Below are 25,312 nucleotides of genomic sequence, written 5' to 3'. Positions count from 1 at the left end.
CCAGTCTAGAGCTGCGCGTCTTCCAGCGTCAGGCTATGGGGGATGGCTTCGGCATTCCAGTGCCTGATGCCCCAGGTGAGGACATCACCCGGCGCGCTTTGCGCCAGCCCAGCGGGCGGATTCTGACCCAGCGCCTTCAGCGCGCGCACCAGCAGCGGGGCAGCCTGTTCGGCCTCCAGCGGCGGTGAGCGATAGGATTTGCCCAGCTTGTGGCCGTCGGGCTGGATGATCAGCGGGACGTGCAGGTAGCGCGGCGCGGCGATGCCCAGCAGTTCCTGCAGATAGAGCTGGCGCGGGGTGTTGTCCAGCAGGTCGGCGCCGCGGACGATGTCGGTGACACCCTGCCAGGCATCGTCCAGCACCACCGCCAGTTGATAGGCGAACAGCCCGTCGCGGCGGCGGATGATGAAGTCACCCACTTCGCGGCCCAGATGCTGGTGGAATTCGCCCTGCAGGCGGTCGGTGAAGCGATAGTCCAGTTCCGGCACGCGGATGCGGATGGCGACGTCGCCGTGCCAGTCATGCTGGGCGTCGCGGCAGGTGCCGGGATAGATGCCGTTGCTGCCTTCGAGCTGCTTGCGCGAGCAGGTGCAGGCGTAGGCCAGGCCGCTGCGCAGCCATTGTTCGACTTGCGCGGAGTAGGCTGCGTGGCGGTCGCTCTGGCGCTCCACCGGGCCGTCCCACTCGAAGCCGTAGCGTTCCAGGGTTTCCAGGATCGCCGCCTGGGCACCGGGCATTTCCCGTGGCGGGTCGAGGTCCTCCATGCGCACCAGCCACTTTCCACCCACCGAGCGCGCATCCAGGTAGGAAGCGACAGCGGCCACCAGCGAGCCGAAGTGCAGGTAACCGCTGGGCGTGGGGGCGAAGCGTCCGATGTACTGGGTGGCGGGCATGGCGGCTCTTCAGATGGCAGCAGAAACGAAACGGGGCGCCGCAGCGCCCCGTTCGGGATCAACCAGGCTCAGGAGCCCAGCTGCTTTTCCTTGATTTCCGCCAGGGTCTTGCAGTCGATGCACAGGGTGGCGGTGGGGCGGGCTTCCAGACGGCGGATGCCGATCTCGACGCCGCAGGAATCGCACCAGCCGTAGTCGTTGTCTTCGATCAGTTGCAGGGTCTCGTCGATCTTCTTGATCAGCTTGCGCTCGCGGTCGCGGGCGCGCAGTTCGAGGCTGAACTCTTCTTCCTGGCTGGCACGGTCGGCCGGGTCCGGGAAGTTTGCCGCTTCGTCCTGCATGTGGTGCACAGTGCGGTCCACTTCTTCCATCAGCTCAACTTTCCATTTGTTGAGGATGGAGGTGAAGTGCGCGCGCATGCGATCGCTCATGTACTCCTCGCCCTTGGTTTCCTGGTAGGGCTCGAAGCCACGAATCAGTTGGCTGCTCTGTTGTTTTGCTTTGGTGGGCATGGATGACCGCCTCTCACTCTCGCTAATCCTCTCGCGGATGGTCCCTCTCCGGCACCGCCGGCCCCGCGCTCGCAGCGGGCGAACTTACCAGAACGATAACGGGGACGCTACTCCCGGTTGTCGAGGCTGGCAGTGCCCGCACATACCTGACCGCCAGCTTGCCGACCCACTGGTCACGACCAGCGGGTTTCTCGGCAAACCTTTGCAGGATCGCTGGTGTTTGCCAGACGTAGCCTGCAAGTTCCCAGGCGCCGCGCTGTCTGTGCGCGGCTGCCCAGTATTCATCAGTGGCCTGTTAGAATCCCGGCTCTGTCGCAAAGTTCGGAATATTGCATGGCCACCACCTTCAGTGCGCGCAGTCGCGCCATCGAACCCTTCCACGTCATGGCGCTGCTGGCGCGGGCCAACGAGCTGCAGGCCGCGGGCCACGACGTCATCCACCTGGAAATCGGCGAGCCGGACTTCACCACCGCGGCGCCCATCGTCGAGGCCGGGCAGCAGGCCCTGGCAAATGGTCACACGCGCTATACCGCCGCACGTGGCCTGCCGGCTCTGCGCGAAGCCATTGCCGGCTTCTACGCCCAGCGCTACGGCCTGTCGATCGACCCGCAGCGCATCCTCGTCACGCCCGGCGGCTCCGGCGCCCTGTTGCTTGCCAGCAGCCTGCTGGTGGATCCGGGCAAGCACTGGTTGCTGGCCGATCCGGGGTACCCGTGCAATCGTCATTTCCTGCGCCTGGTGGAAGGCGCCGCGCAACTGGTGCCGGTCGGTCCGGAGAGCCGTTACCAGCTCACCCCGGAGCTCGTCGCACGGCACTGGGATCAGGACAGTGTAGGCGCTCTGGCCGCATCGCCGGCGAATCCTACGGGCACCCTGTTGCACAAGGATGAACTCGCCGCGCTGTCGTCCACGCTCAAGGCGCGCGGCGGCCATCTGGTGGTGGACGAGATCTACCACGGCCTGACCTACGGCATTGACGCGTCCAGCGTCCTGGAGGTGGATGACGACGCCTTCGTTCTCAACAGTTTCTCCAAATATTTCGGCATGACCGGCTGGCGCCTGGGCTGGCTGGTGGCGCCGCCGGATGCAGTGGGGGAGCTGGAGAAGCTGGCGCAGAACCTCTACATCAGCGCGCCGAGCATGGCCCAGCACGCCGCGCTGGCCTGCTTCGAGCCGGCCACCCTGGCGATCCTCGAGGAACGCCGCGAAGAGTTCCGCCGCCGCCGCGACTACCTGCTGCCTGCACTGCGCGAGCTGGGCTTCGGCATCGCCGTGGAACCGGAAGGTGCCTTCTATCTTTACGCAGACATCAGCGCCTTCGGCGGTGACGCCTTCGCCTTCTGCCAGCACTTTATCGAGACCGAGCACGTGGCCTTCACGCCTGGCGTCGACTTCGGGCGTTACCAGGCGTCGCACCATGTGCGTTTCGCTTACACGCAGAGCGTCGAGCGCCTGCAGCAGGCGGTGGAACGCATTGCCCGCGGCCTCAAGACCTGGCGCCCCTGATGCGCTTCGAGCCGGCGCTGGAAGAGGCGCGCCTGATCAAACGCTACAAGCGCTTCCTGGCGGACATCGAGACCGCCAGTGGCGAGTTGCTCACCATCCACTGCCCGAACACCGGCTCGATGCTCAACTGCATGAGCGAAGGTTGCCGCGTCTGGTTCAGCCGCTCCGATGATCCCAAGCGCAAGCTGCCCGGTACCTGGGAACTGGTGGAGACGCCGCAGGGTCGCCTGGCTTGCGTTAACACCGGGCGGGCCAATCGGCTGGTGGAAGAGGCGCTGCTGGCCGGTACGGTGACCGAGTTGGCCGGCTTCGATGAGCTGCGCCGCGAGGTTGCCTACGGACAGGAAAACAGCCGCGCGGACTTCCGCCTGATGTACGCCGGCAAGCCGGTGTTCGTGGAGGTGAAGAGCGTGACCCTGGGATTCGACGGCACCACCGTCGCCGCCTTCCCCGACGCCGTTACCCAGCGCGGCGCCAAGCACCTGCGCGAACTGGCGGCGCTGGCGCGCGACGGTATGCGTGCGGTGCTGCTGTATGCGGTGAACCTGTCGGAGATCGAAGCGGTGCGCCCGGCGACGGAGATCGATCCGGCCTATGCGGCGGCGCTGGCCGAGGCGCGTGCTGCCGGAGTGGAAGTGCTGGCGTATGGGGCGCGGATTGATACCCAGGAGATGTTTCTGGATCGGCCGCTGAGGGTGTTGCTCTAGTCGCTCGACTGCTGGTCTGGCGTTGGGCTGCTCGCGAGCCGGCCCGGAACCGTTCCTATCCTTGGTCGCTTTCGTCCAGCCAGATCCCCTGTTCATCCTCCCGGCAGGGCAGCGCTTGCAGAACATCCCCCAGGCACGGCCCCTGGATACACTCGCCGGTCTCGATCAGGAACAGCGCGCCATGATGGCCGCATTGCAGCAGGCGGCCGCTGGCATCGAGAACGTTCTCGGCGTCGTAGCCCAGGGGGATTTCCCGGTGCGGGCAGCGGTTGCGGTAGGCGTACACGCGGCCTTCGCGGCGCACGGCGAAAAGGTTCAGGCCGGCGGCCTTGAAGCCCCGGCTCTGGCCTTCGGCCAGGTCATGCGGGGCGCAGAGCAGGATCATTCGACACGGTCTCCATCAGGGCGGCCATTATCCGCGCGTGGATGGCAGGACCGGAAGAGGGTGCACTTCCGTGTGCTGAAGTCGGTGCTCGCCGGGAGCCAGGCGAAATCGGCGCCGACCTTAAGCCTCTCTGCAATCTAATGCAAATAATTATCAAATAGATTTCCTAATTTTCCTGTGGCAAGGTTCGTTCATGCTGCCGCACCGCGGCAGGCCACCTTTCGAACGAGGAACTCTGCAATGACGACCCTGACTGCGCCGGCCTCAGAGCTGTACCGCGCCTGGCAAGCCCTGCGCGCCGAGAAACCGCGCCTGCGCGCCCGCGATGCGGCGCACCACCTGGCCGTGAGCGAAGCCGAGCTGACGGCCAGCCGCCTGGGCGTAGACGCCGTGCGCCTGCGCACCGACTGGGCCGAGCTGCTGCCGGCACTGGGCGAGCTGGGGCAGATCATGGCGCTGACCCGCAACGAGCATTGTGTGCACGAGCGCAAGGGGCCGTACCGCGACGTGACCGTTTCCGCCAATGGCCAGATGGGCCTGGTGGTCTCCCCGGACATCGACCTGCGCCTGTTCCTCGGCGGCTGGGCCAGCGCCTTCGCCGTCAGCGAGGAGACCGCCCACGGCACCCAGCGCAGCATTCAGGTCTTCGACCGCCAGGGCACCGCCGTGCACAAGGTGTTCCTCACCGAGCAGAGCGACCTCGCCGCCTGGGACCCGTTGGTGCGCAGCTTCACTGCTGCTGAGCAGAGCGCCGATCTGGAGCTGGTACCGCTCGAGCCCAAGGCGGCTGCGCTGGCCGACGGCGAAATCGACGTTGCTGCCTTGCGTGAGGGCTGGTCGGCTCTGAAGGACACCCACCATTTCTTTGCCTTGCTGAAGAAGCACAAGGTCCAGCGCACCCAGGCGCTGCGCCTGGCCGGCCGCGAGTGGGCCGAGCCCCTGGATACTGCCGAGCTGCCGCGCCTGCTGGAAGCGGCCGGTGCAAGCCAGTTGCCGATCATGCTCTTCGTCGGCAACGCCCATTGCATCCAGATCCATACCGGCACCGTGGAAAACCTCAAGTGGATGGACGACTGGTTCAACGTCCTCGATCCGCTGTTCAACCTGCATCTGAAGACGCCGGGCGTGGTCGAGTTGTGGCGCGTGCGCAAGCCGAGCAGCGATGGCGTGATCACCAGCTGGGAAGCCTTCGATGCCCATGGCGAATTGGTGCTGCAAGTGTTTGGCGCACGCAAGCCGGGAGTTCCGGAGTTGCAGGGCTGGCGCGAACTTGCCGAATCCTTCCCGGCACTCTGAGGGCTGACGCGATGAAGAAGGCTTCCATGATTGCCCGTCCGCTGCTGGCCGGGTTGCTCACCGGCCTCTGCCTGACGGCCACCAGCGCGCTGGCCGATACGCTGCCGCAGCGCTGGGTGAGCGCTGGTGGTTCGCTCAGCGAATGGGTGGTTGCCCTGGGGGGCGAGGCCAAGCTGGTCGGCGTCGATACCACCAGCCTGCATCCGGCTTCGCTGCAGGCGTTGCCGAAGATCGGCTACCAGCGACAGCTCGCCGCCGAAGGCATCCTGGCGCTGAAGCCGGATATTCTGCTGGGCAGTGAGGAAATGGGCCCGCCGCCGGTGCTGCAGCAATTGCGTGCCGCGGGCGTGCGGATCGAAACACTGTCGGCCAAGGCTGACGAAAAGACCGTACACGACACCATCCAGCGCCTGGGCGAACTGCTCGGCGCAGTGGATAAGGCGAAGCGGGCCGAGTCGGACTTCGATGCACGCCTTGCCGCGCAGGGCGCCTGGGTGAAGAAGGCCCAGGCCGCACAGGCCGCTCCCGGTGTCGTGCTGCTGGTCGGGCATGCCGGCGGCAACCTGCTGGTGGCCGGGCAGGACACCTCCGGCGACTGGCTGATCCAGCATGCTGGCGGCCGCAACCTCGCGACCCATACCGGCTACAAGACGCTCTCCACCGAGGCGCTCACCGCGCTGAACCCGCAGGTGGTGGTGCTCAGCGACCGCGCCCTGGACGGCGACAAGGCACGTGCTGCATTGACCCAGCAGAACCCCGGCCTCGCTGCGACCAGCGCAGTGCGCGACGGTCGCGTGCTGGTGCTCGACCCGACCCTGCTGGTCGGTGGCCTCGGTCCGCGCATCCCCGACGGGCTGGCTAGCCTCGCTCAGGCCTTTTATCCTTCCGCGCAGGCTCTGAACACGGAAAGTCGTCCTTGACCCGGATCGTTACCGCTCGACCGTTGTTCCTGTTCCTCGGTTTTCTCCTGCTGCTGGTCGTCTGGCTCTCACTGGCCCTCGGGCCGGTGAGCCTGCCGCTGGGCGATACCCTGCGCGCGCTGGCGCACATGCTCGGGCTGCCGGTGTCCGTCGACGGGCTCGGCCAGGCTGAACTGATCGTCGGGCAGATCCGCCTGCCGCGCACCTTGCTGGGCATCGCCACCGGCGGCGTGCTGGCGCTGGCCGGTGTGGCGATGCAGGGCTTGTTCCGCAACCCGCTGGCCGACCCCGGCCTGATCGGGGTTTCCAGCGGTGCCGCGCTGGGGGCCGCCATTGCCATCGTCTTCGGCGCCTCCATCGGCGGGCTGCCGGAAGTCTTTGCTCCTTATTTGTTGTCCGCCTGCGCCTTTGTCGGTGGCCTGCTGGTGACGGCGCTGGTGTATCGGCTGGGTCGCCACAACGGCCAGACCAGTGTGGCAACCATGTTGCTGGCCGGCATCGCGCTGACGGCATTGGCCGGTGCGCTGATCGGGCTGTTCACCTACCTCGCCGACGACGCCACGCTGCGCACGCTGACCTTCTGGAATCTCGGCAGCCTCAATGGTGCGAGCTACCCGCGTCTGTGGCCACTGCTGCTGATCACGTTGCTGGTAGCCTGCTGGTTGCCGCGTCGGGTGAATGCGTTGAATGCGCTGTTGCTGGGCGAGTCCGAGGCGCGCCACCTGGGCTTCGACGTCGAGCGACTGAAAATCGAACTGATCCTCTGCACTGCCCTCGGTGTGGGCGCGGCGGTGGCGGCGGCCGGGATGATCGGCTTCATCGGCCTGGTCGTGCCGCACCTGCTGCGGCTGATCGTCGGCCCGGATCACCGCGTGCTGCTGCCGGCATCGATGTTCGGCGGTGCGATCCTTCTACTATTGGCCGACCTGATCGCTCGCCTGGCGCTGGCGCCGGCGGAGCTCCCGATCGGCATCGTCACTGCGCTGATCGGCGCGCCGTTCTTCCTCTACCTGCTGATCCGGGGGCGCTCCTGATGCTGTGCGCAGACAAGCTGCTGGTGAGTCGCGGCTCCCAGGTCGTCCTGCAGGATGTGAGCGTGACGCTGCAGCCGGGCGAAGTGCTCGGTGTGCTCGGCCCCAACGGCGCGGGCAAGAGCACGCTGCTCGGCGCCTTGAATGGTGAATTGCCGCTTATCAGCGGAGCGGTGAGCCTCGACGGTCGCCCGCTGGAGTCGTGGCAGGGCCCCGAGCGCGCGCGGCGGCTGGCTGTTCTGCCGCAATCGTCTTCGCTGAACTTCGCCTTCTCCGTCGAGGCGGTGGTGGGTTTCGGCCGGCTGCCTCACGACACTGGCCGCCAGCGCGATGAAACGATCATCCGCGAAGCGATGCGCGCCGCGGATGCCTCGCACCTTGCCGGGCGCAGCTACCTGGCGCTGTCCGGCGGCGAGCGCCAGCGCGTGCACCTGGCTCGGGTGCTGGCGCAGCTCTGGCCGGGCGGAGAGGAGCAGATCCTGCTGCTGGACGAACCGACGTCCGCCCTCGACCCGTTGCATCAGCACACCACGCTGCAGGCTGTGCGAGAGTTCGCCGGGCGCGGCGCGGCAGTGCTGGTCATCCTGCACGACCTGAACCTTGCGGCGCGCTACTGTGACCGCCTGTTGCTGCTGCACGAGACGCGTGCACATCTGTTCGGCACGCCGCGTGAGGTGCTTCAGGCCGAGCCCCTGCGCACGGTCTTCGGCCTCGACGTGCTGGTTCAGAAGCACCCGGAGCGCGGCCATCCGCTGATCATCGCGCGCTGATAGGAGTCGCCATGAAGAAGGTCCTGCTCGTCCCACTGCTGGCGTTGCTCGCTGCCTGCCAGGGCCAGGTGGCTGCGCCGCCGCTGCCAGCCTGGCAAAGCCCGGAAGGGCGCGACAGCGCCGAGCTGGGGGTGATCCGCGATCTGCGCAGCGGCGAGCAGCTTTCCACCGCGCAGCTGCTTGATCGACTTGCAGCGGCACCGCGGGTAATCGTTGGTGAGCAGCACGACAATCCGGATCACCATGCCCTTGAGCTCTGGCTGGTGCGCGCCCTGGCCGAGCGCCGCCCGAGTGGCAGCGTGCTGCTGGAAATGCTCGGTCCCGAGCAGCAGAACGCCGTCAGCGCCGCCCAGGCATCCGCCGCGAAGGGCGACATGCCGAGCGACCTGATCGCTGCGCTGCGCTGGCAGCCGGGCTGGGACTGGTCGCAATACGGCTCGCTGGTGACCTGGCTGGTGAAGCAGCCGGCGCCATTACTGGCGGCCAACCTGGATCGTGACGAGATCATGAACATCTACCGGACCAAGCCGCAGCTGCAAGGCTCGGCGTCCACGGCGGCGTCGGTGCGCGATGCCTTGCTGGAGGATATCCGTGCTTCCCACTGTGGCCTGCTGCCCGAGAGCCAGTACCCGGCGATGCTGGCGGTGCAGCAGCAGCGCGACCGGCGCATGGCCGAAAGCTTCAAGGCAGCTCCCGAACCCTCCGTGCTGATCGCCGGCGGCTTTCATGCGCGGCGCGATCTGGGAATGCCGCTGCACCTGAAGGACATCGACGCGGTGCAAGGGCTGCAGGTGGTGATGCTGGCGGAAGTCGGCAAGCCCGTGGAGCCCGGCCAGGCGGATTACCTGTGGTATACGCCGGCCCAGCCCCCCACCGATTACTGCGCGCAGATGCGCGGTAGCCTATGAGCCACACGACGGAGCCGGAAGGCTCCGTTTTTCATTGGCCCGCCGTCAGGCCGAAGAGCAAGAAATCGCGGGCAAAAAAAGACCCGGCAAAGTGCCGGGTCTAAAACCGTGATTAGCCTGATGAGGAGATAATCTGAAGAGTCCGACTGCGTGGTCTCTCTAGCTTATCCAACTGGCCTCGCAGCCAGTTGTTGTAATAATAACCATTATCATTTGAGAGTCAACAGCTTTTCTGCGACTGATGCGAAGTTTTTTTCTGCGGATTGGCGGTGGGGCGGAAAGGTAAAAACCGGGGCAAAAAAAAGACCCGGCAAAGTGCCGGGTCGAAACCGTGATTAGCCTGATGAGGAGATAATCTGAAGAGTCCGACTGCGTGGTCTCTTGAGGTTATCGATCTGGCCTCGCGACCAGATGACTCAATAATAATCATTATCATTTGAGAGTCAACCTCTTTTCTGCAGATTTTTTCTCATCGACGAATTACCTACCGCGGTAACGAAAAAGCCCGGCGCTAGGCCGGGCTTTCTAAAAGGGCTGGGGCTCAGTCCGGTTGGCGCTGCAGGCGCAACTGGGTGACTTCCTTGTTCAGCAGGTCGATGCGGCGTGCCATGCCCTCGATGAGGCTGTGGGCGATGCGCGGGTTGCTCTGCATCAGGCTGAGGAACTGGTCCTTGGGGATCACCATGACGGTGCACGGCTCGCTGGCGATGACCGACGCGCTGCGCTTCTCGCGGGTGAACACGGCCATGGCGCCGAAGATTTCGTCCTTCTGCACGTCACCGACCTTCTGCCCATCGACGAAGGCCTCGGCGTGGCCTTCGATGATGATGAACACGTGCTCGGCGTCATCACCCTGCTGGATCAGCTGCGCGCCGGCGGCGAAGTGCTGGAAGCCGGTAGCCGGGCGGATTTCTGGTTGCTTGAGGTGCGCCAGCGCGTCGGACAGCAGCGCGGTGTGGCCGATCAAGTAGTGCAGGAACTGCTCCTGGCGCTGCTCGTCGCTGTGGATATGGCGGAACACTTCGCTGCGCGAATAGGGGATCAGGCACAGTGGTTCTTCGCTGACGTAACGGCACGGTGGCAGCTCGATACCCTGGCGCAGGCCGACCAGGTCGCCTTCCTGCAGGTAGAACAGCGGGCGCTCATCCACCAGCGCATGGACCAAGCCATTCTCGATGAGGAACAGATGCTTGCCGGGCAGCTCGCCTTCCAGGTCGTCGGATCGCTCCAGGCGGATGGCTTCGCCAGCGGGTTCCAGGCCGGCGAGCAATTGCGCCGGAATGCCCTGCAGGCGATTGATCAGTCGATCGGCGTAGGCAGGTTGTTCACCGAGTAGGTACATGGCCGTAATTCCTTGATATGGCGACGGTCGAGGGCGCACGAAGGGCCCTGAGACCATAAGCGGACAGGCACCTTGCGTAAACATTTTCCCACAGAGCTTGTGAGCTAGCTCTTGTTACGTGCGGGAAATGTCTCAAGCTCGCCGAGAAGGGCTGCCTTGTGCGCGGGAGGAAGGTCGTTCCAGTGCACATCCAGCAGGGCACCCTCGATGGCGTAAAGGAGCACCTTGGAGGCACGGAAGCCCCGGGCGCGCACGGCCCGGTAAGCGCCGACCGCCCCCAGACGGCGCAGGTCGCCAGCGTTGTGGATGCCCACGGCGTGGAGCCACTGGGCAGAGGTCTTGCCGAGGTTCTTCAGGTGCAGCAGTTCGTCGTTCATCGTCGGTCCTTGCGATGGGCACGATGGGTGTCAGGTCTTGAAAAGGCCGAGAACTGCTCGTAGCGGCCGGACACACCCTGGAAAGTGTAGCGGTGGATGAGAAAAGCGTGGCGTTGTGACATCGCCCTGAAAGCGGGGCAGGGCGATGTGGCGCAGGCAGGGCGCGCCGTGCGGCGCTGCCCACCGGCCGGAGTCACCGCGTGGCGGTGATTCCGGCCGACAAACGGTGGATCAGAGGCCCGGCAGGCGCTGGCGGATGCTGGCGACCAGGGCGTCGAGGCTGGCGGCGTCGGGGGTGTCGACGCGCTTGCTGTGTTGCTGCTCTTCGGCGCTGAGGGCGTCGCGACTGGCCTGCTGCGCCTGGATCACTTCCAGGGTCGCATCGGAGGGGTCATTGCCCTCGGCCTGACGCTGGGTCAGCCAACTGCTGATCACCGCTTCCGGCGCCTGGCAGTCGAGGATCAGGAAGGGCACCCCGGTTTCCTCGGCAATTTCCCAGGCAGCGGCACGTTGCTCCTGCTTGAGGAAAGTGGCGTCGAGTACGACCGGGTAGCCGGCACGCAGGATATCCACGGCCAGCTCATTGAGGTGCTGATAGGTTGCGGTGGTGGCGTCGCCAGCATAGATGCCGCCCTTCAGTTGGCCTTGCTGATCAGCCTGCTGTTCGCCGAACAGGCGCTTGCGCTCCACGTCCGAACGCAGGCGAATGGCGCCCAGCGCTTCTACCAGCCGCAGTGCGACCTGGCTCTTGCCCACGGCGGAAACACCGACGGTCACTGCGAGGAAGCGCGAGGGAATGGCGCTGTAGCTCTCCGCCAGGTTGGCGTAGTTGCGATACTGGCGCAGCGTCGCGGCCTTCTGCACGGCGTCGGTCTGGTGTGCCAGGCTGAACAGCGCGATCTTGGCGCGGACCAGAGCGCGGTAGGCCTTGTAGAAGTTCAGCAGGGCCAGCGACTGGTAGTCACCGGTGTATTCCAGGTACTGGCTGACAAAGCGTCGCGACAGACACTTCAGGCCGCGGTCTTCCAGGTCCATGGCAAGGAACGCGTAGTCAGCGGTGACATCGGTGAAGCGGAAGGGCTCGTTGAACTCGATGCAGTCGAACAGCACTACCTTGCTGTCGATGATCGCGGCGTTACCCAGATGGATGTCGCCGTGGCATTCGCGGATGAAGCCATTGGCCTTGCGCTGCTCGAACACGCCGTGCAGGCGCTCGAAGCTGGACTCCGCCCAGGCCTCCAGGGCATCCAGTTGCAGCAGGTCGGCTTTGTCCGAGAGCAGCGGACGGATCTGTTCGAAGTTCTGCCGCACCGGCGCCATGCAGGCATCCGGCGTGCCCAGTGGGTGCTCGGTGGGGACGACCGGGGTGCGCAGGTGGAAGTCGGCGATCTGATGGGCCAGGCCGTCGATATGCTGGGCGCTCAGTTCGCCGCGGGCCTGAACTTCGCTGAGCAACTGGCTCTGCGGGAATTCGCGGCACTGGATCATGTATTCGATGGCCGGGCCGTCGCCGCCAATCTGCGGGGCGGATTCGCTGCCGGTAATGGCGATGACGTCGAGGTACAGGCCTTCGGTCAGACGCTGGTTCAGGCGCAGCTCTTCCTCGCAGAAGTGCTTGCGCTTGGCGAGGTCGGTGAAGTCGAGGAAGCCGAAGTTCACCGGTTTCTTGATCTTGTAGACATGGGAGCCAGTGAGCAGCACCCAGGAAATGTGGGTTTCGATGACCCGGAAGCCGTCGACCGGATGGGGGAAGAGGGCGGGGTTCTGCAGGGCTGCGAGTAGGGTCTGGCTCACGTGATGTCCTTTCCGGTCGAATTTTCTAAAGGCGGGCATTATGGCGGCTGGGTCGGCAGGTGCAAACTCTGCAGCCGGCTGGCAACCAAATGGCCATCGCGGGGTCATAGCTCGGCCACTGCCGTTCTTGTTGGATGCGCGGCAGTTCGCATCAAGCCCGGACGCCCGCTGGAGCGGCGTCTGTCTCCTGTGGACAAAGTACGTATAATGCGCCGCCATGACGCGTCCCCGATCTTCCAAACCTCGTAAAAAAAGCGGCAAATCGTCGCCTGCCATGCGCAAGTGGCTGGGCTGGGCTCTCAAGCTCGGTCTGGTTGGTGTCGTGGTGCTGGCCGGTTTTGCCGTGTACCTCGATGCGGTTGTCCAGGAGAAATTCTCCGGCAAGCGCTGGACCATTCCCGCCAAGGTCTACGCCCGGCCGCTGGAGCTGTTCGTCGGCCTGAAACTGGGCAAGGACGACTTCCTGCGCGAGCTGGATGCGCTGGGCTATCGCCGCGAGACTTCGGTCGCAGGCCCTGGCGCAGTGTCGGTGTCCGGCAACGCTGTCGACCTCAATACCCGTGGCTTCCAGTTCTATGAAGGCGCCGAGCCCGCGCAGCGCATTCGCGTGCGCTTCTCCGGTGACTACGTTGCCGGCCTGAGCCGCGCCAACGGTGGCGACCTCGCCGTCGCGCGCATGGAGCCGCTGCTGATTGGCGGCCTGTACCCGGCACATAACGAAGACCGCATCCTGATCAAGCTGGACCAGGTGCCGCCGTACCTGATCGATACCCTGGTGGCCGTGGAGGACCGCGACTTCTGGACCCACCACGGAGTCTCGATCAAGTCCATCGCCCGTGCGGTCTGGGTCAACGCCAGCGCCGGCCAGCTGCGCCAGGGTGGCAGTACGCTGACCCAGCAGTTGGTGAAGAACTTCTTCCTGACCAACGAGCGCAGCCTGTCGCGCAAGCTCACCGAAGCCATGATGGCGGTGTTGCTGGAACTGCATTACGACAAGCGTGAAATCCTCGAGGGCTACCTCAACGAGGTGTTCCTCGGCCAGGACGGCCAGCGCTCGGTGAATGGCTTCGGCCTCGCCAGCCAGTACTTCTTCAGCCAGCCGCTGTCGGAGCTGAAGCTGCCCCAGGTGGCTTTGCTCGTCGGCATGGTGAAGGGGCCTTCCTATTACAACCCGCGTCGGAATCCGGAACGTGCGCTGGAACGCCGCAACGTGGTGCTCGATGTGCTTGCCGAGCAGGGTGTGATCACCGCCCAGGAAGCGGCTGCCGCCAAACAGGCGCCGCTGGGTGTGACCACCCAGGGCAGCATGGCCAACAGCTCCTACCCGGCCTTCCTCGACCTGGTGAAACGCCAGTTGCGCGAGGACTATCGCGACGAGGACCTGACCGAAGAAGGCCTGCGGATCTTCACCAGCTTCGACCCCATCCTGCAGATGAAGGCCGAGTCCGCCGTCAGCGAAACCTTCAAGCGCCTGGAAGGCCGCAAGGGCGTCGCCGAGACCGAGACCGCGATGGTCGTGACCAACCCGGAAACCGGCGAAATCCAGGCGCTGCTCGGCAGCCGTGACCCGCGCTTCGCCGGCTTCAATCGTGCGGTAGATGCGGTGCGGCCGATCGGTTCGCTGGTCAAGCCGGCGGTCTACCTGACCGCGCTGGAGCGTCCGAGCCAGTACACCCTGACCAGTTACATCCAGGACCAGCCGTTCCAGGTGAAGGGCAAGGATGGTCAGGTGTGGACGCCGAAGAACTATGAAGGCACCGCCAACGGCACCATCTTCCTTTACCAGGGGTTGGCGCGTTCGCTGAACTTGTCCACGGCCAGGCTGGGCCTCGACCTGGGCGTGCCGAACGTCCTGAAGACGCTGGAGCGCCTGGGCGTGTCGCCGAATTGGCCGGCCTATCCGTCGATGCTGTTGGGCGCAGGTGCGCTGAGCCCGATGCAGGTGGCGACCATGTACCAGACCATTGCCAGTGGCGGCTTCAATACCCCGCTGCGCAGCATCCGCAGTGTGCTGGCGGCAGACGGTCAGCCGCTCAAGCGTTATCCGTTCCAGGTCCAGCAGCGTTTCGATCCGGGCGCCATCTACCTGCTGCAGAGCGCCATGCAGCGCGTGATGCGCGAAGGCACCGGGCGCTCGGTCTACAACCAGTTGCCGGCGTCCCTGACCCTGGCGGGCAAGACCGGTACCACCAACGATTCTCGCGACAGCTGGTTCTCCGGTTTCGGCCAGGACTTGCTGGCGGTGGTGTGGATCGGTCGCGACGACAACGGCAAGACGCCGCTCACCGGTGCCACCGGTGCGCTGCAGATCTGGACCAGCTTCATGCGCAAGGCCAATCCTGCGCCGCTGGACATGCCGATGCCGGATAATGTCGTGCAGGCCTGGGTCGATCCGCATACCGGGCAGGGTACTGACGCCAACTGCCCGGGCGCAGTACAGATGCCTTATATTCGTGGAAGCGAACCTGCGCTGGGCGCAGGTTGCGGAAACCAGACGCCAGCCGGCGAAGTCATGGACTGGGTGCGCGGCTGGTTGAACTGATGCAAGAGGATTGGAAGTGAGAAAAGCTTGGTTTGCAGCGTCGGCGACTCTGGCGCTTCTGTCCGGTTGTGCGACCCCACAGCAGGGGGCGATTCCCGTGCAGGACTCCGGTACCTCCGTCTCCAACTCGGAGCGCGTTGGCCGCAGCGGTGGCAACACCCAGGCGCCAGTTCGTGCCGGTGCCGGCCAGAGCATCCCGCAGGGTGACTCCGGCGTTACCGTGATGGTCCCGCAGGACGCCGGCATGGCGCCGATCCAGACCTTCCCGGCGCAGAGCGGCGCCGCGCCGATCAGCACCTCGCCGATGACCACGGCGCCGGGAGCAACGGGATCGAGCTACACGCAGCAGCCAATCTCCACCAGTGGTGGCATCACCTCCATTGGTGGCTTCCAGTCGCAGACCTACCAGCAGCCGATCAATCAGGCTCAGCAGGCTGCACCGATCACCCAGAACTACCAGGGGCCTTCCGGCATCCCGTCGAGCAATTCCGGCCTCTCGGCGGACGAGCAGCTGGATGGGCCGGTGCTGGCGCTGCTCACCTCCGCCTCGCAGCAGCAGGGTGGTGGCGATCTCAACGGCGCTGCCGCCAGCTTGGAGCGCGCCCAGCGCATTGCTCCGCGCGAGCCGCAGGTGCTCTACAAGCTGGCCCAGGTCCGCCTGGCCCAGGGCGATGCCGCGCAGGCCGAACAGGTGGCGCTGCGTGGCCTGTCGCTGGCCAACGGTCGCCCGACCATGCAGGCCAGCCTGTGGGATCTGATCGCCAAGTGCCGTGACCAGCAGGGCAATGCCGCTGGCGCCGCCGAGGCACGGCAGAAAGCCAAGGTGACCCTGTAATGGACGGGCGCGTGCTGGCCGTCGCCGATCAGTTGCTGCTGATCGAGCGGGAGCTGCGTGCAGTCGGTCTGTGGGGAAGCGAAAGCCCGTCGACGGACAGGCTTTCCAGCGTCGAGCCTTTCTGCGTGGATACGCTGGCGCTGGAGGAGTGGCTGCAGTGGATATTTCTGCCGCGGATGAAGCTGATCATCGAGAGCGGCGCGGACCTACCCACTGCCTCGGGCATCCGGGCCATTGCAGAAATGGCTTATGCCAATGAGGGCGCGCGGGTGGCTGGTCTGCTCGATGCGCTAGGCGCCTTCGACCAACTGATCAGCCCGACGCCCTGAGCGGGCGTCAGTTGCAGTTCTCGCGCAGGCTCTTTTCGCTGGCCGCGATACGGTCCTGACGTTCCTCTTCGGTGATGCGGCGAAGTTCGCCCTCACCATTGTCCACGCGGACGCGCGGATTGTTCTTCAACTGGGCCATGTCGCTACGCAGTTTGTCGCACTGCTTGAGGCGTTCGGCTTCCTGCTGCGCGACTTCCTGGCGCACCTTCTCGTCGGCGGCCTTCTGCTTTTCGTCCGCGCTGGGCGCGAGTTTCGGCAGGGCGGCGGCGGGCGGCGGGAAGTTGCTGCTGGCCTTGGGCGGTGCGGTGTTGGTGTTCACGGTGGCAGCATCGGCACCTTGTGGTGGCTGTGCCCCGAAGTGGGTGATGCCCTGGGCATCGACCCATTTGTAGACCTGCGCGGCCATCACGGTCGGGGCCAGTGCGAGCAGCAGGCTGCCCATGAAAATCGTCCGTCGCATGCTTTGTCGATCCTTGGGGTGCGGAGTCTGTCGGTAACTATAACCAAATCGTGGGCTTATTCACTCTGAGAAAGTTCACATCCCCGCTTCATTCAAAGCCATATATGGCTTGACTTGGCCGCTTCGTTTCAGAAGAATCCAAGGTTCGCTGCAGTGGGCCGGCCGCAAGCTGGTTTTACTCGGCAGACAAGAGGTGCTACCCGCGCCGCAAAGTTTCACCCTGTTTCGCGTTACCTCGCGCTGGGTGGAGGCTCTCCGTAACACAAACAGGAGTGTCTCCAGGTTCTGCTCAATCGGCAGTCGACGTAGCCGGCGATTACATTCGCCCATGTCTGCCGGGCAGCCATCCAAGTCGGTCCCCCACGTTGGGGGTTTCCGTATATAGCGTTCTAGAGGTGACAACGTGGAACTTTTATCCGGCGCTGAAATGGTCGTCCGCTCCCTGCGTGACGAAGGCGTTAAGTACATCTACGGGTACCCGGGCGGTGCCCTCCTGCATATCTACGACGCTCTCTTCAAAGAGAACGAAGTAACCCACATCCTGGTTCGCCACGAGCAGGCCGCTACCCACATGGCCGACGGCTATGCGCGCGCCACCGGCAAGCCGGGCGTGGTGCTGGTGACCTCCGGTCCCGGCGCGACCAATGCCGTCACCGGCATCGCCACCGCCTACATGGACTCCATCCCGATGGTGGTGATCTCCGGCCAGGTGGCGAGCAACATGGTCGGCACCGACGCGTTCCAGGAAACCGACATGGTCGGTATCTCCCGCCCGATCGTGAAGCACAGCTTCATCATCAAGCACCCGTCGGAAATCCCGGAGGTCATCAAGAAGGCCTTCTATATCGCCCAGTCCGGCCGTCCCGGCCCGGTGGTGATCGATATTCCGAAGGACATGGGCGACCCGACCCAGAAGTTCGAATACAACTACCCGAAGAAAGTGAAGCTGCGCTCCTACAGCCCCGCGGTCCGTGGCCATTCCGGCCAGATCCGCAAGGCCGCCGAGATGATGCTCGCCGCCAAGCGCCCGATCATCTACGCCGGTGGTGGCGTGATCATGGGCAATGCCGCCGAGCCGCTGACTGAAGTCGCGCGCATGCTCAATGTGCCGGTCACCAATACCTTGATGGGTCTGGGTGGCTATCCGGGTACCGATCGCCAGTTCGTCGGCATGCTTGGCATGCACGGCAGCTACACCGCGAACCTCGCGATGCACCACGCTGACGTGATCTTTGCCGTCGGTGCGCGTTTCGACGATCGCGTGATCAACGGCGAGACCGCAGCCAAGTTCTGCCCGAACGCCAAGATTATCCACGTCGACATCGATCCGGCCTCGATCTCCAAGACCGTCAAGGCCGACATCCCGATCGTCGGTCCGGTGGACAGCGTCCTGACCGAAATGGTCGCGATCCTCAAGGAAATCGGTGAGACCCCGAACAAGGAAGCCCAGGCGGCCTGGTGGAAGCAGATCGAGGAATGGCGTGGCACCCGTGGCCTGTTCCCCTACAGCATGGGCGACGGCAGCATCATCAAGCCGCAGACCGTGATCGAGACCCTCTGCGAAGTCACCAACGGTGATGCCTTCGTCGCTTCCGACGTAGGTCAGCACCAGATGTTCGCGGCGCAGTACTACCGCTTCAACAAGCCCAATCGCTGGATCAACTCCGGTGGCCTGGGAACCATGGGCTTCGGCTTCCCGGCTGCCATGGGTGTGAAGTTGAACTTCCCTGACGCAGACGTTGCGTGCGTGACCGGTGAAGGCAGCATCCAGATGAACATCCAGGAGCTGTCCACCTGCCTGCAGTACGACCTGCCGGTGAAGATCGTCAACCTGAACAACGGTGCGCTGGGCATGGTCCGCCAATGGCAGGACATGCAGTACAACAGCCGCTACTCGCACTCCTACATGGAATCGCTGCCGGACTTCGTCAAGCTGGCTGAAGCGTATGGCCACGTCGGCATGCGCATCACCGACCTGAAGGACCTGAAGCCGATGATGGAAGAAGCCTTTGCGATGAAGAATCGCCTGGTCTTCCTCGACATCCAGGTCGATACCAGCGAGCACGTCTACCCGATGCAGATCCGCGGTGGTGCGATGCGCGACATGTGGCTGAGCAAGACGGAGCGTACCTGATCATGCGACACATCATTTCCCTGCTGCTGGAAAACGAACCCGGCGCGCTGTCCCGCGTCGTCGGCCTGTTCTCCCAGCGCAACTACAACATCGAAAGCCTGACCGTCGCCCCGACCGAGGACCCGACGCTGTCGCGCCTGACCCTGACCACCGCCGGTCAGGACGAAGTCATCGAGCAGATCACCAAGAACCTCAACAAGCTCATCGAGGTGGTAAAACTGGTGAATCTCTCGGAGAGCGCACACATCGAGCGCGAGCTGATGCTGGTGAAAGTGAAGGCCACCGGTGCCCAGCGCGCCGAGGTCAAGCGCACCACCGACATCTTCCGCGGACAGATCGTCGACGTCACCAGCAGCGTCTACACCGTGCAGCTGGCCGGCACCAGCGACAAGCTGGACAGCTTCATCCAGGCCATCGGCACCGCGTCGATCCTTGAAGTTGTCCGCAGCGGCGTCACCGGTATTGCCCGTGGCGACAAGACTCTCAGCATCTGATTTGAAATACGGCCCACGAGGCCAACTGACAGGGGATTACCCAAATGCGCGTTTTCTACGATAAAGACTGTGACCTCTCCATCGTTCAGGGCAAGAAAGTTGCCATCATCGGTTACGGCTCCCAGGGCCATGCCCACGCCTGCAACCTGAAAGACTCCGGCGTCGACGTCACCGTCGGCCTGCGTGCGGGTTCTTCTTCCGTTACCAAGGCTCAGAACCACGGCCTGAAAGTCGCCGAAGTGGCCGAAGCCGTTGCCGCTGCCGACCTGGTCATGATCCTGACTCCGGACGAGTTCCAGGGCCGTCTGTACAAGGACGAGATCGAGCCGAACCTGAAAAAAGGCGCCACCCTGGCTTTCGCCCACGGCTTCTCCATCCATTACAACCAGGTCGTACCGCGCGCTGACCTCGACGTGATCATGATCGCGCCGAAGGCCCCGGGCCACACCGTACGCTCCGAGTTCGTGAAAGGCGGCGGCATCCCCGATCTGATCGCGATCTACCAGGACGCTTCGGGCAATGCCAAGAACGTCGCTCTGTCCTACGCCTGCGGCGTTGGCGGCGGCCGTACCGGCATCATCGAAACCACCTTCAAGGACGAGACCGAAACCGACCTGTTCGGCGAGCAGGCCGTTCTGTGCGGCGGTTGCGTCGAGCTGGTGAAAGCTGGTTTCGAAACCCTGGTCGAAGCCGGTTACGCTCCGGAAATGGCCTACTTCGAGTGCCTGCACGAACTGAAGCTGATCGTTGACCTCATGTACGAAGGCGGCATCGCCAACATGAACTACTCGATCTCGAACAACGCCGAATACGGCGAGTACGTAACCGGTCCGGAAGTGATCAACGCCGAATCCCGTCAGGCCATGCGCAACGCTCTGAAGCGCATCCAGGACGGCGAATACGCCAAGATGTTCATCTCCGAAGGCGCTACCAACTACCCGTCGATGACCGCCAAGCGCCGCAACAACGCCGCTCACGGCATCGAAGTCATCGGCGAGCAACTGCGCGCCATGATGCCGTGGATTGCTGCCAACAAGATCGTCGACAAGACCAAGAACTAAGGTCCTTTCGACAAACGAGGAAACGCGGCGCTTGCCGCGTTTTTTCGTTTAGGGGCGGTGATCTGGTATAAAGCGGGGGTGCCGGACGTGTCCACGCAAAAGCGTGCACCGGCAAATCTCAGCCTCAACGAGTTCTCAAGGAATCGTCCATGAGTGAAGGTCACGAGGAGCCGAACAAGGCTTCCGACACCGAAGAAAGTCTGCTGCCCATCGATGAGCACATCGAAGAGGGCCATGACGCCGAAGGTCGCAAGGTTCGTCATCGCGGCATCTACCTGCTGCCTAACCTGTTCACCACCGCGGCACTGTTTACCGGCCTCTACGCCATCATCAATGCCATGAACGGCGATTTCTCCAACGCCGCCATCGCCATCTTCGTCGCCATGGTCCTCGACGGCCTCGACGGTCGTGTGGCCCGTCTGACCAATACCCAGAGTGCTTTCGGCGCCGAGTACGACTCGCTGTCCGACATGGTCGCTTTCGGTGTCGCTCCGGCGCTGGTCGCTTTCGAGTGGGCGCTGAGCAGCCTGGGCAAGGTCGGCTGGATGGTCGCCTTCATCTATGTTGCTGGTGCCGCCCTGCGTCTGGCGCGCTTCAATACCCAGGTGGGCAAGGCTGACAAGCGCTACTTCATCGGTCTGGCCAGCCCGGCTGCTGCGGCGCTGGTTGCCGGTACGGTGTGGGCGTTCGCCGACTTCGACGTTCAGGGCGCCAAGGTTTCCCTGCTGGTTGCGCTGATGGTCGCTGCCGCCGGCATGCTGATGGTCAGCAATATCAAGTACTACAGCTTCAAGGATCTTGACCTGCGCGGCCGCGTGCCGTTCATGGCAATCCTGGTAGTGGTGCTGGCATTCGCCGTGGTCTTCACCGACCCGCCGCGCATCCTGCTCCTGCTGTTCCTTGCATACGCAACCTCCGGCCCGGTGCAATACTTGTTGCAATTGCGCCGTCGCAAGCAGCCGCCTGCCGTGTAATTTCCAGCGGGCTCCGCAGTCTACTGGCGCATACAGCCAGTTGTTGCGGAGCCCGTCATGCTGATCAAGTCGTCCCGCCTTTCCGATTGCCACGAATCGGAAGTCACGCCCGAATCCCTCTATCTCTCCCGTCGCCACTTTCTCGGTGGTGCGGTGGCGGCTGCGGCTCTATCCGGATTGCCGCGTCTGAGTTTTGCCGAGGGCGGTCGCTATGCCGATGTCGCCGAAGCGGCTGCACCTTCCTGGCTCACGGAAAAGCTCGCCGCTACACGCTGGGATGCCGTCACGGTAAAAGATGAAGCCATCACACCGTTCAAGGACGCGACCACCTACAACAATTTCTACGAATTCGGCCCGGACAAGGGTGATCCTGCTGCCAATGCGGGTGCCCTGAAGACCGAGCCATGGTCCGTAGTGATCGATGGGGAGGTGGGTAAACCCGGCAAGTACGCGCTCGAGGACTTCATCAAACCCTATCAGCTGGAGGAGCGCGTCTACCGATTGCGCTGTGTCGAGGCCTGGTCGATGGTCATTCCGTGGATCGGTTTTCCGATCTCCGAGCTGATCAAGCGGGTCGAACCGACCAGCAAGGCAAAATACCTGCGCTTCGAAACCTTGGTGGATCGCAAGGATATGCCGGGTGTGCAGTCCAACTTCGCCCTGATCGACTGGCCCTATGTGGAAGGGCTGCGTATGGATGAGGCGATGCATCCCCTGGCGATTCTGGCTGTCGGCATGTACGGCCGGGTACTGGCGAACCAGAACGGGGCGCCGCTGCGTCTGGTGGTGCCGTGGAAGTACGGCTTCAAGGGAGCCAAGTCCATCGTGCGGATCAGCTTCGTCGAGGAGCAGCCGAAGACTACCTGGCAGAGTCTGGCCTCGGACGAGTATGGCTTCTATGCCAACGTCAATCCGACGGTGGACCATCCGCGCTGGAGCCAGGCGCGCGAACGTCGTCTGCCAAGTGGACTATTCAGCCCCAATGTTCGTCCTACCCTCATATTCAATGGCTATGCCGATGAGGTCGCTTCGCTTTATGCGGGCATGGATCTGAGGAAGGACTACTGATGCGCTATCCGTTCTGGCGGGCCGGGGTGTTTCTGGCTGCATTGGCGCCGCCGCTCTTCTGGTTGTACCAGGCTTGGATCTTCGACCTGGGGCCGGACCCAGGCAAGGCGCTGGTGGACAGGCTGGGCCAGGGCGGTCTCGTCCTGTTGCTCATTACCCTGGCGATGACGCCTCTGCAGAAAGTTACCCGTTGGGGTGGCTGGGTACAGGTTCGCCGCCAGCTGGGTCTCTGGTGCTTCACCTATATAGTGCTGCACCTGAGTGCCTATGCCGTCTTCATCCTTGGGTTGGACTGGGCCCAATTGGGAGTAGAGCTGAGCAAGCGGCCCTACATCATTGTCGGCTTCGCGGCGTTCCTCGGGTTGCTGGCCCTGGCTATCACTTCCAACCGCTACAGCATGCGAAAGCTGGGGGCGAGCTGGAAGAAACTGCATCGCCTGATATATGTCATCCTCGGTTTGGGGTTGTTGCATATGCTGTGGGTCGTGCGGTCTGATCTGGAGCGCTGGGCGATCTATGCAGTCGTAGGGCTTGTGCTGATGCTCCTGCGCATGCCCCCGATAGCTCGTCAGCTGCCTCGATTGCGCAGTCGACCGACCGCCGGCTGAAGAAAGTTTAAATTAGTCGTTGACGGCCAATTTAAACTCCCTATAATGCGCACCACTCCCAGCGACGAAGCGCTGAAAGAACTTGAAAATCAAGTACTTACAGGGATTCGAGGTTGGGAGTGGTGATCAGGCGGGTGATTCACTTGCCGCTCTTCATTAGCTGCTCCGGCAGCGAGCTGAAAAGAAGGTCGCCGAGGTGCTTGACAGTGAGTTTGATCGCTGTAGAATGCGCCTCCCGCTGATGAGAGGTTTGACTTCTCGGAAGCCCAAGCGATTGAGTAGAAAAGAAATTTTCGAAAAATAAAGCTTGACGAAAGATGAGGTTAGCGTAGAATGCGCGCCTCGGTTGAGATGAAAGCATTAACCAACTGCTCTTTAACAAGTTGAATCAAGCAATTCGTGTGGGTGCTTGTGATGTAAGACTGATGATCGACTGATTATCAGCAACGCAAGTAACACTCGTGAATTCGAGAGTTTTAGCTCATTAAATTGAGCATGCGATTGCTGAGCCAAGTTTAGGGTTTTCTCAAAACCCAAGCAGTATTGAACTGAAGAGTTTGATCATGGCTCAGATTGAACGCTGGCGGCAGGCCTAACACATGCAAGTCGAGCGGATGATGGGAGCTTGCTCCCGGATTCAGCGGCGGACGGGTGAGTAATGCCTAGGAATCTGCCTGGTAGTGGGGGACAACGTTTCGAAAGGAACGCTAATACCGCATACGTCCTACGGGAGAAAGCAGGGGACCTTCGGGCCTTGCGCTATCAGATGAGCCTAGGTCGGATTAGCTAGTTGGTGGGGTAAAGGCCTACCAAGGCGACGATCCGTAACTGGTCTGAGAGGATGATCAGTCACACTGGAACTGAGACACGGTCCAGACTCCTACGGGAGGCAGCAGTGGGGAATATTGGACAATGGGCGAAAGCCTGATCCAGCCATGCCGCGTGTGTGAAGAAGGTCTTCGGATTGTAAAGCACTTTAAGTTGGGAGGAAGGGCAGTAAGTTAATACCTTGCTGTTTTGACGTTACCAACAGAATAAGCACCGGCTAACTTCGTGCCAGCAGCCGCGGTAATACGAAGGGTGCAAGCGTTAATCGGAATTACTGGGCGTAAAGCGCGCGTAGGTGGTTTGGTAAGATGGATGTGAAATCCCCGGGCTCAACCTGGGAACTGCATCCATAACTGCCTGACTAGAGTACGGTAGAGGGTGGTGGAATTTCCTGTGTAGCGGTGAAATGCGTAGATATAGGAAGGAACACCAGTGGCGAAGGCGACCACCTGGACTGATACTGACACTGAGGTGCGAAAGCGTGGGGAGCAAACAGGATTAGATACCCTGGTAGTCCACGCCGTAAACGATGTCGACTAGCCGTTGGGATCCTTGAGATCTTAGTGGCGCAGCTAACGCGATAAGTCGACCGCCTGGGGAGTACGGCCGCAAGGTTAAAACTCAAATGAATTGACGGGGGCCCGCACAAGCGGTGGAGCATGTGGTTTAATTCGAAGCAACGCGAAGAACCTTACCTGGCCTTGACATGTCCGGAATCTTGCAGAGATGCGAGAGTGCCTTCGGGAATCGGAACACAGGTGCTGCATGGCTGTCGTCAGCTCGTGTCGTGAGATGTTGGGTTAAGTCCCGTAACGAGCGCAACCCTTGTCCTTAGTTACCAGCACGTTATGGTGGGCACTCTAAGGAGACTGCCGGTGACAAACCGGAGGAAGGTGGGGATGACGTCAAGTCATCATGGCCCTTACGGCCAGGGCTACACACGTGCTACAATGGTCGGTACAGAGGGTTGCCAAGCCGCGAGGTGGAGCTAATCCCATAAAACCGATCGTAGTCCGGATCGCAGTCTGCAACTCGACTGCGTGAAGTCGGAATCGCTAGTAATCGTGAATCAGAATGTCACGGTGAATACGTTCCCGGGCCTTGTACACACCGCCCGTCACACCATGGGAGTGGGTTGCTCCAGAAGTAGCTAGTCTAACCGCAAGGGGGACGGTTACCACGGAGTGATTCATGACTGGGGTGAAGTCGTAACAAGGTAGCCGTAGGGGAACCTGCGGCTGGATCACCTCCTTAATCGAAGATCTCAGCTTCTTCATAAGCTCCCACACGAATTGCTTGATTCACTGGTTAGACGATTGGGTCTGTAGCTCAGTTGGTTAGAGCGCACCCCTGATAAGGGTGAGGTCGGCAGTTCGAATCTGCCCAGACCCACCAATTGTTGTGGTGTGCTGCGATCCGATGGGGCCATAGCTCAGCTGGGAGAGCGCCTGCTTTGCACGCAGGAGGTCAGGAGTTCGATCCTCCTTGGCTCCACCATTAAATCGTCGAAAGCTCAGACATGAATGTTCAGGTTGAAC

Annotated in this window: 23 protein-coding genes, 2 tRNA genes and 1 rRNA gene; 19 read left to right on the top strand and 7 right to left on the bottom strand. The window is 62.9% G+C overall.

The features are described from left to right. Positions 1-5: 5 nt before the first annotated feature. Positions 6-893: a tRNA glutamyl-Q(34) synthetase GluQRS gene (gene gluQRS, locus RS899_RS22110; protein WP_233297185.1), complete on the bottom strand. Its 888-nt coding sequence runs from the start codon at positions 891-893 to the stop codon at positions 6-8. Positions 894-961: 68 nt separating this feature from the next. Next, the gene (gene dksA / locus RS899_RS22105; protein WP_015478905.1) at positions 962-1,405 is read right to left on the bottom strand and encodes an RNA polymerase-binding protein DksA; all 444 of its coding nucleotides are present in this window, start codon (positions 1,403-1,405) and stop codon (positions 962-964) included. Between the two features lie 333 nt (positions 1,406-1,738). Between dksA and RS899_RS22100 the strand changes: the two genes are divergently transcribed. Together RS899_RS22100 and sfsA are read left to right on the top strand one after the other, a co-directional pair. After that, positions 1,739-2,911, top strand: coding sequence for a pyridoxal phosphate-dependent aminotransferase (locus tag RS899_RS22100; protein ID WP_233297184.1), 1,173 nt, complete (start codon positions 1,739-1,741; stop codon positions 2,909-2,911). Further along, positions 2,911-3,618 carry a DNA/RNA nuclease SfsA gene (gene sfsA / locus RS899_RS22095; protein WP_233297183.1) on the top strand — a complete coding sequence of 236 codons (708 nt, stop codon included), beginning with the start codon at positions 2,911-2,913 and terminating at the stop codon, positions 3,616-3,618. Before RS899_RS22100 ends, sfsA begins: the two co-directional genes overlap by 1 nt. 55 nt (positions 3,619-3,673) lie before the next feature. Here sfsA and RS899_RS22090 read toward each other — a convergent pair whose 3' ends face one another. After that, a complete protein-coding gene (locus RS899_RS22090; protein WP_054910803.1) occupies positions 3,674-4,003 on the bottom strand; it encodes a Rieske (2Fe-2S) protein in 330 nt (109 codons plus the stop codon). A 240-nt stretch (positions 4,004-4,243) separates the two neighbouring features. Here RS899_RS22090 and RS899_RS22085 point away from each other — a divergent pair, with 240 nt between their 5' ends. The 5 genes from RS899_RS22085 to RS899_RS22065 are packed head-to-tail and all read left to right on the top strand — an operon-like array spanning position 4,244 to position 8,928. Further along, the gene (locus RS899_RS22085; protein WP_315808089.1) at positions 4,244-5,299 is read left to right on the top strand and encodes a hemin-degrading factor; all 1,056 of its coding nucleotides are present in this window, start codon (positions 4,244-4,246) and stop codon (positions 5,297-5,299) included. Positions 5,300-5,325: 26 nt separating this feature from the next. Beyond that, a complete protein-coding gene (locus RS899_RS22080; protein WP_315808088.1) occupies positions 5,326-6,219 on the top strand; it encodes a helical backbone metal receptor in 894 nt (297 codons plus the stop codon). A gap of 50 nt (positions 6,220-6,269) precedes the next feature. After that, positions 6,270-7,253, top strand: a complete 984-nt coding sequence (locus RS899_RS22075) for a FecCD family ABC transporter permease (RefSeq protein ID WP_139092889.1) — start codon at positions 6,270-6,272, stop codon at positions 7,251-7,253. Continuing rightward, a complete protein-coding gene (locus tag RS899_RS22070; RefSeq protein WP_315808087.1) occupies positions 7,253-8,020 on the top strand; it encodes a heme ABC transporter ATP-binding protein in 768 nt (255 codons plus the stop codon). Before RS899_RS22075 ends, RS899_RS22070 begins: the two co-directional genes overlap by 1 nt. 11 nt (positions 8,021-8,031) lie before the next feature. Next, positions 8,032-8,928, top strand: coding sequence for a ChaN family lipoprotein (locus RS899_RS22065; RefSeq protein WP_315808086.1), 897 nt, complete (start codon positions 8,032-8,034; stop codon positions 8,926-8,928). A 541-nt stretch (positions 8,929-9,469) separates the two neighbouring features. Here the strand turns inward: RS899_RS22065 and RS899_RS22060 are convergent. The 3 genes from RS899_RS22060 to RS899_RS22050 form a co-directional block, all read right to left on the bottom strand. After that, positions 9,470-10,270, bottom strand: a complete 801-nt coding sequence (locus tag RS899_RS22060; RefSeq protein ID WP_054910808.1) for a cyclic nucleotide-binding domain-containing protein — start codon at positions 10,268-10,270, stop codon at positions 9,470-9,472. Positions 10,271-10,374: 104 nt separating this feature from the next. Further along, positions 10,375-10,647, bottom strand: a complete 273-nt coding sequence (locus RS899_RS22055) for a TfoX/Sxy family protein (protein WP_024767178.1) — start codon at positions 10,645-10,647, stop codon at positions 10,375-10,377. A 231-nt stretch (positions 10,648-10,878) separates the two neighbouring features. Then, complete coding sequence (locus RS899_RS22050; protein ID WP_315808085.1) at positions 10,879-12,441, bottom strand: AAA family ATPase; 1,563 nt, start codon at positions 12,439-12,441, stop codon at positions 10,879-10,881. Positions 12,442-12,658: 217 nt separating this feature from the next. Here RS899_RS22050 and mrcB point away from each other — a divergent pair, with 217 nt between their 5' ends. The 3 genes from mrcB to RS899_RS22035 are packed head-to-tail and all read left to right on the top strand — an operon-like array spanning position 12,659 to position 16,147. Beyond that, a complete protein-coding gene (gene mrcB, locus RS899_RS22045) occupies positions 12,659-14,983 on the top strand; it encodes a penicillin-binding protein 1B (RefSeq protein ID WP_139092881.1) in 2,325 nt (774 codons plus the stop codon). 16 nt (positions 14,984-14,999) lie between these two features. Further along, positions 15,000-15,818, top strand: a complete 819-nt coding sequence (locus RS899_RS22040) for a tetratricopeptide repeat protein (protein WP_315808084.1) — start codon at positions 15,000-15,002, stop codon at positions 15,816-15,818. Further along, the gene (locus tag RS899_RS22035) at positions 15,818-16,147 is read left to right on the top strand and encodes a YqcC family protein (RefSeq protein ID WP_315808083.1); all 330 of its coding nucleotides are present in this window, start codon (positions 15,818-15,820) and stop codon (positions 16,145-16,147) included. Before RS899_RS22040 ends, RS899_RS22035 begins: the two co-directional genes overlap by 1 nt. Before the next feature lie 7 nt (positions 16,148-16,154). Here the strand turns inward: RS899_RS22035 and RS899_RS22030 are convergent, their stop codons facing one another. Then, positions 16,155-16,607 (bottom strand): DUF4124 domain-containing protein, encoded by a 453-nt coding sequence (locus RS899_RS22030; RefSeq protein WP_233297174.1) that lies wholly within the window; start codon positions 16,605-16,607, stop codon positions 16,155-16,157. 403 nt (positions 16,608-17,010) lie between these two features. On the opposite strand from RS899_RS22030, the gene RS899_RS22025 reads away from it, so the two are divergent. From RS899_RS22025 to RS899_RS21985, 9 genes are all read left to right on the top strand, one after another. Further along, entirely contained in the window at positions 17,011-18,741 is a 1,731-nt protein-coding gene (locus RS899_RS22025) for an acetolactate synthase 3 large subunit (RefSeq protein WP_024767184.1), read from the top strand. A 2-nt stretch (positions 18,742-18,743) separates the two neighbouring features. Next, a complete protein-coding gene (gene ilvN, locus RS899_RS22020) occupies positions 18,744-19,235 on the top strand; it encodes an acetolactate synthase small subunit (RefSeq protein WP_017516326.1) in 492 nt (163 codons plus the stop codon). A gap of 44 nt (positions 19,236-19,279) precedes the next feature. Beyond that, entirely contained in the window at positions 19,280-20,296 is a 1,017-nt protein-coding gene (gene ilvC, locus RS899_RS22015) for a ketol-acid reductoisomerase (protein WP_315808082.1), read from the top strand. 149 nt (positions 20,297-20,445) lie between these two features. Beyond that, positions 20,446-21,270, top strand: coding sequence for a CDP-diacylglycerol--serine O-phosphatidyltransferase (gene pssA / locus RS899_RS22010; RefSeq protein WP_017516328.1), 825 nt, complete (start codon positions 20,446-20,448; stop codon positions 21,268-21,270). 57 nt (positions 21,271-21,327) lie between these two features. Continuing rightward, positions 21,328-22,338: a protein-methionine-sulfoxide reductase catalytic subunit MsrP gene (gene msrP, locus RS899_RS22005; RefSeq protein ID WP_315808081.1), complete on the top strand. Its 1,011-nt coding sequence runs from the start codon at positions 21,328-21,330 to the stop codon at positions 22,336-22,338. Next, complete coding sequence (msrQ, locus tag RS899_RS22000) at positions 22,338-22,946, top strand: protein-methionine-sulfoxide reductase heme-binding subunit MsrQ (protein ID WP_054910815.1); 609 nt, start codon at positions 22,338-22,340, stop codon at positions 22,944-22,946. The genes msrP and msrQ overlap by 1 nt, the downstream gene beginning before the upstream one ends. 545 nt (positions 22,947-23,491) lie before the next feature. Beyond that, positions 23,492-25,028 (top strand): 16S ribosomal RNA (locus RS899_RS21995). 64 nt (positions 25,029-25,092) lie between these two features. Next, positions 25,093-25,169 (top strand) — tRNA-Ile (locus RS899_RS21990). 26 nt (positions 25,170-25,195) lie between these two features. Then, positions 25,196-25,271, top strand: a tRNA-Ala gene (locus tag RS899_RS21985). Positions 25,272-25,312 lie beyond the last annotated feature (41 nt).

The sequence above is a fragment of the Pseudomonas sp. C9-3 genome (genome assembly GCF_032392015.1).
Lineage (GTDB): Bacteria > Pseudomonadota > Gammaproteobacteria > Pseudomonadales > Pseudomonadaceae > Pseudomonas > Pseudomonas nitroreducens.
This window is presented reverse-complemented; position numbering and strand designations above follow the sequence as displayed.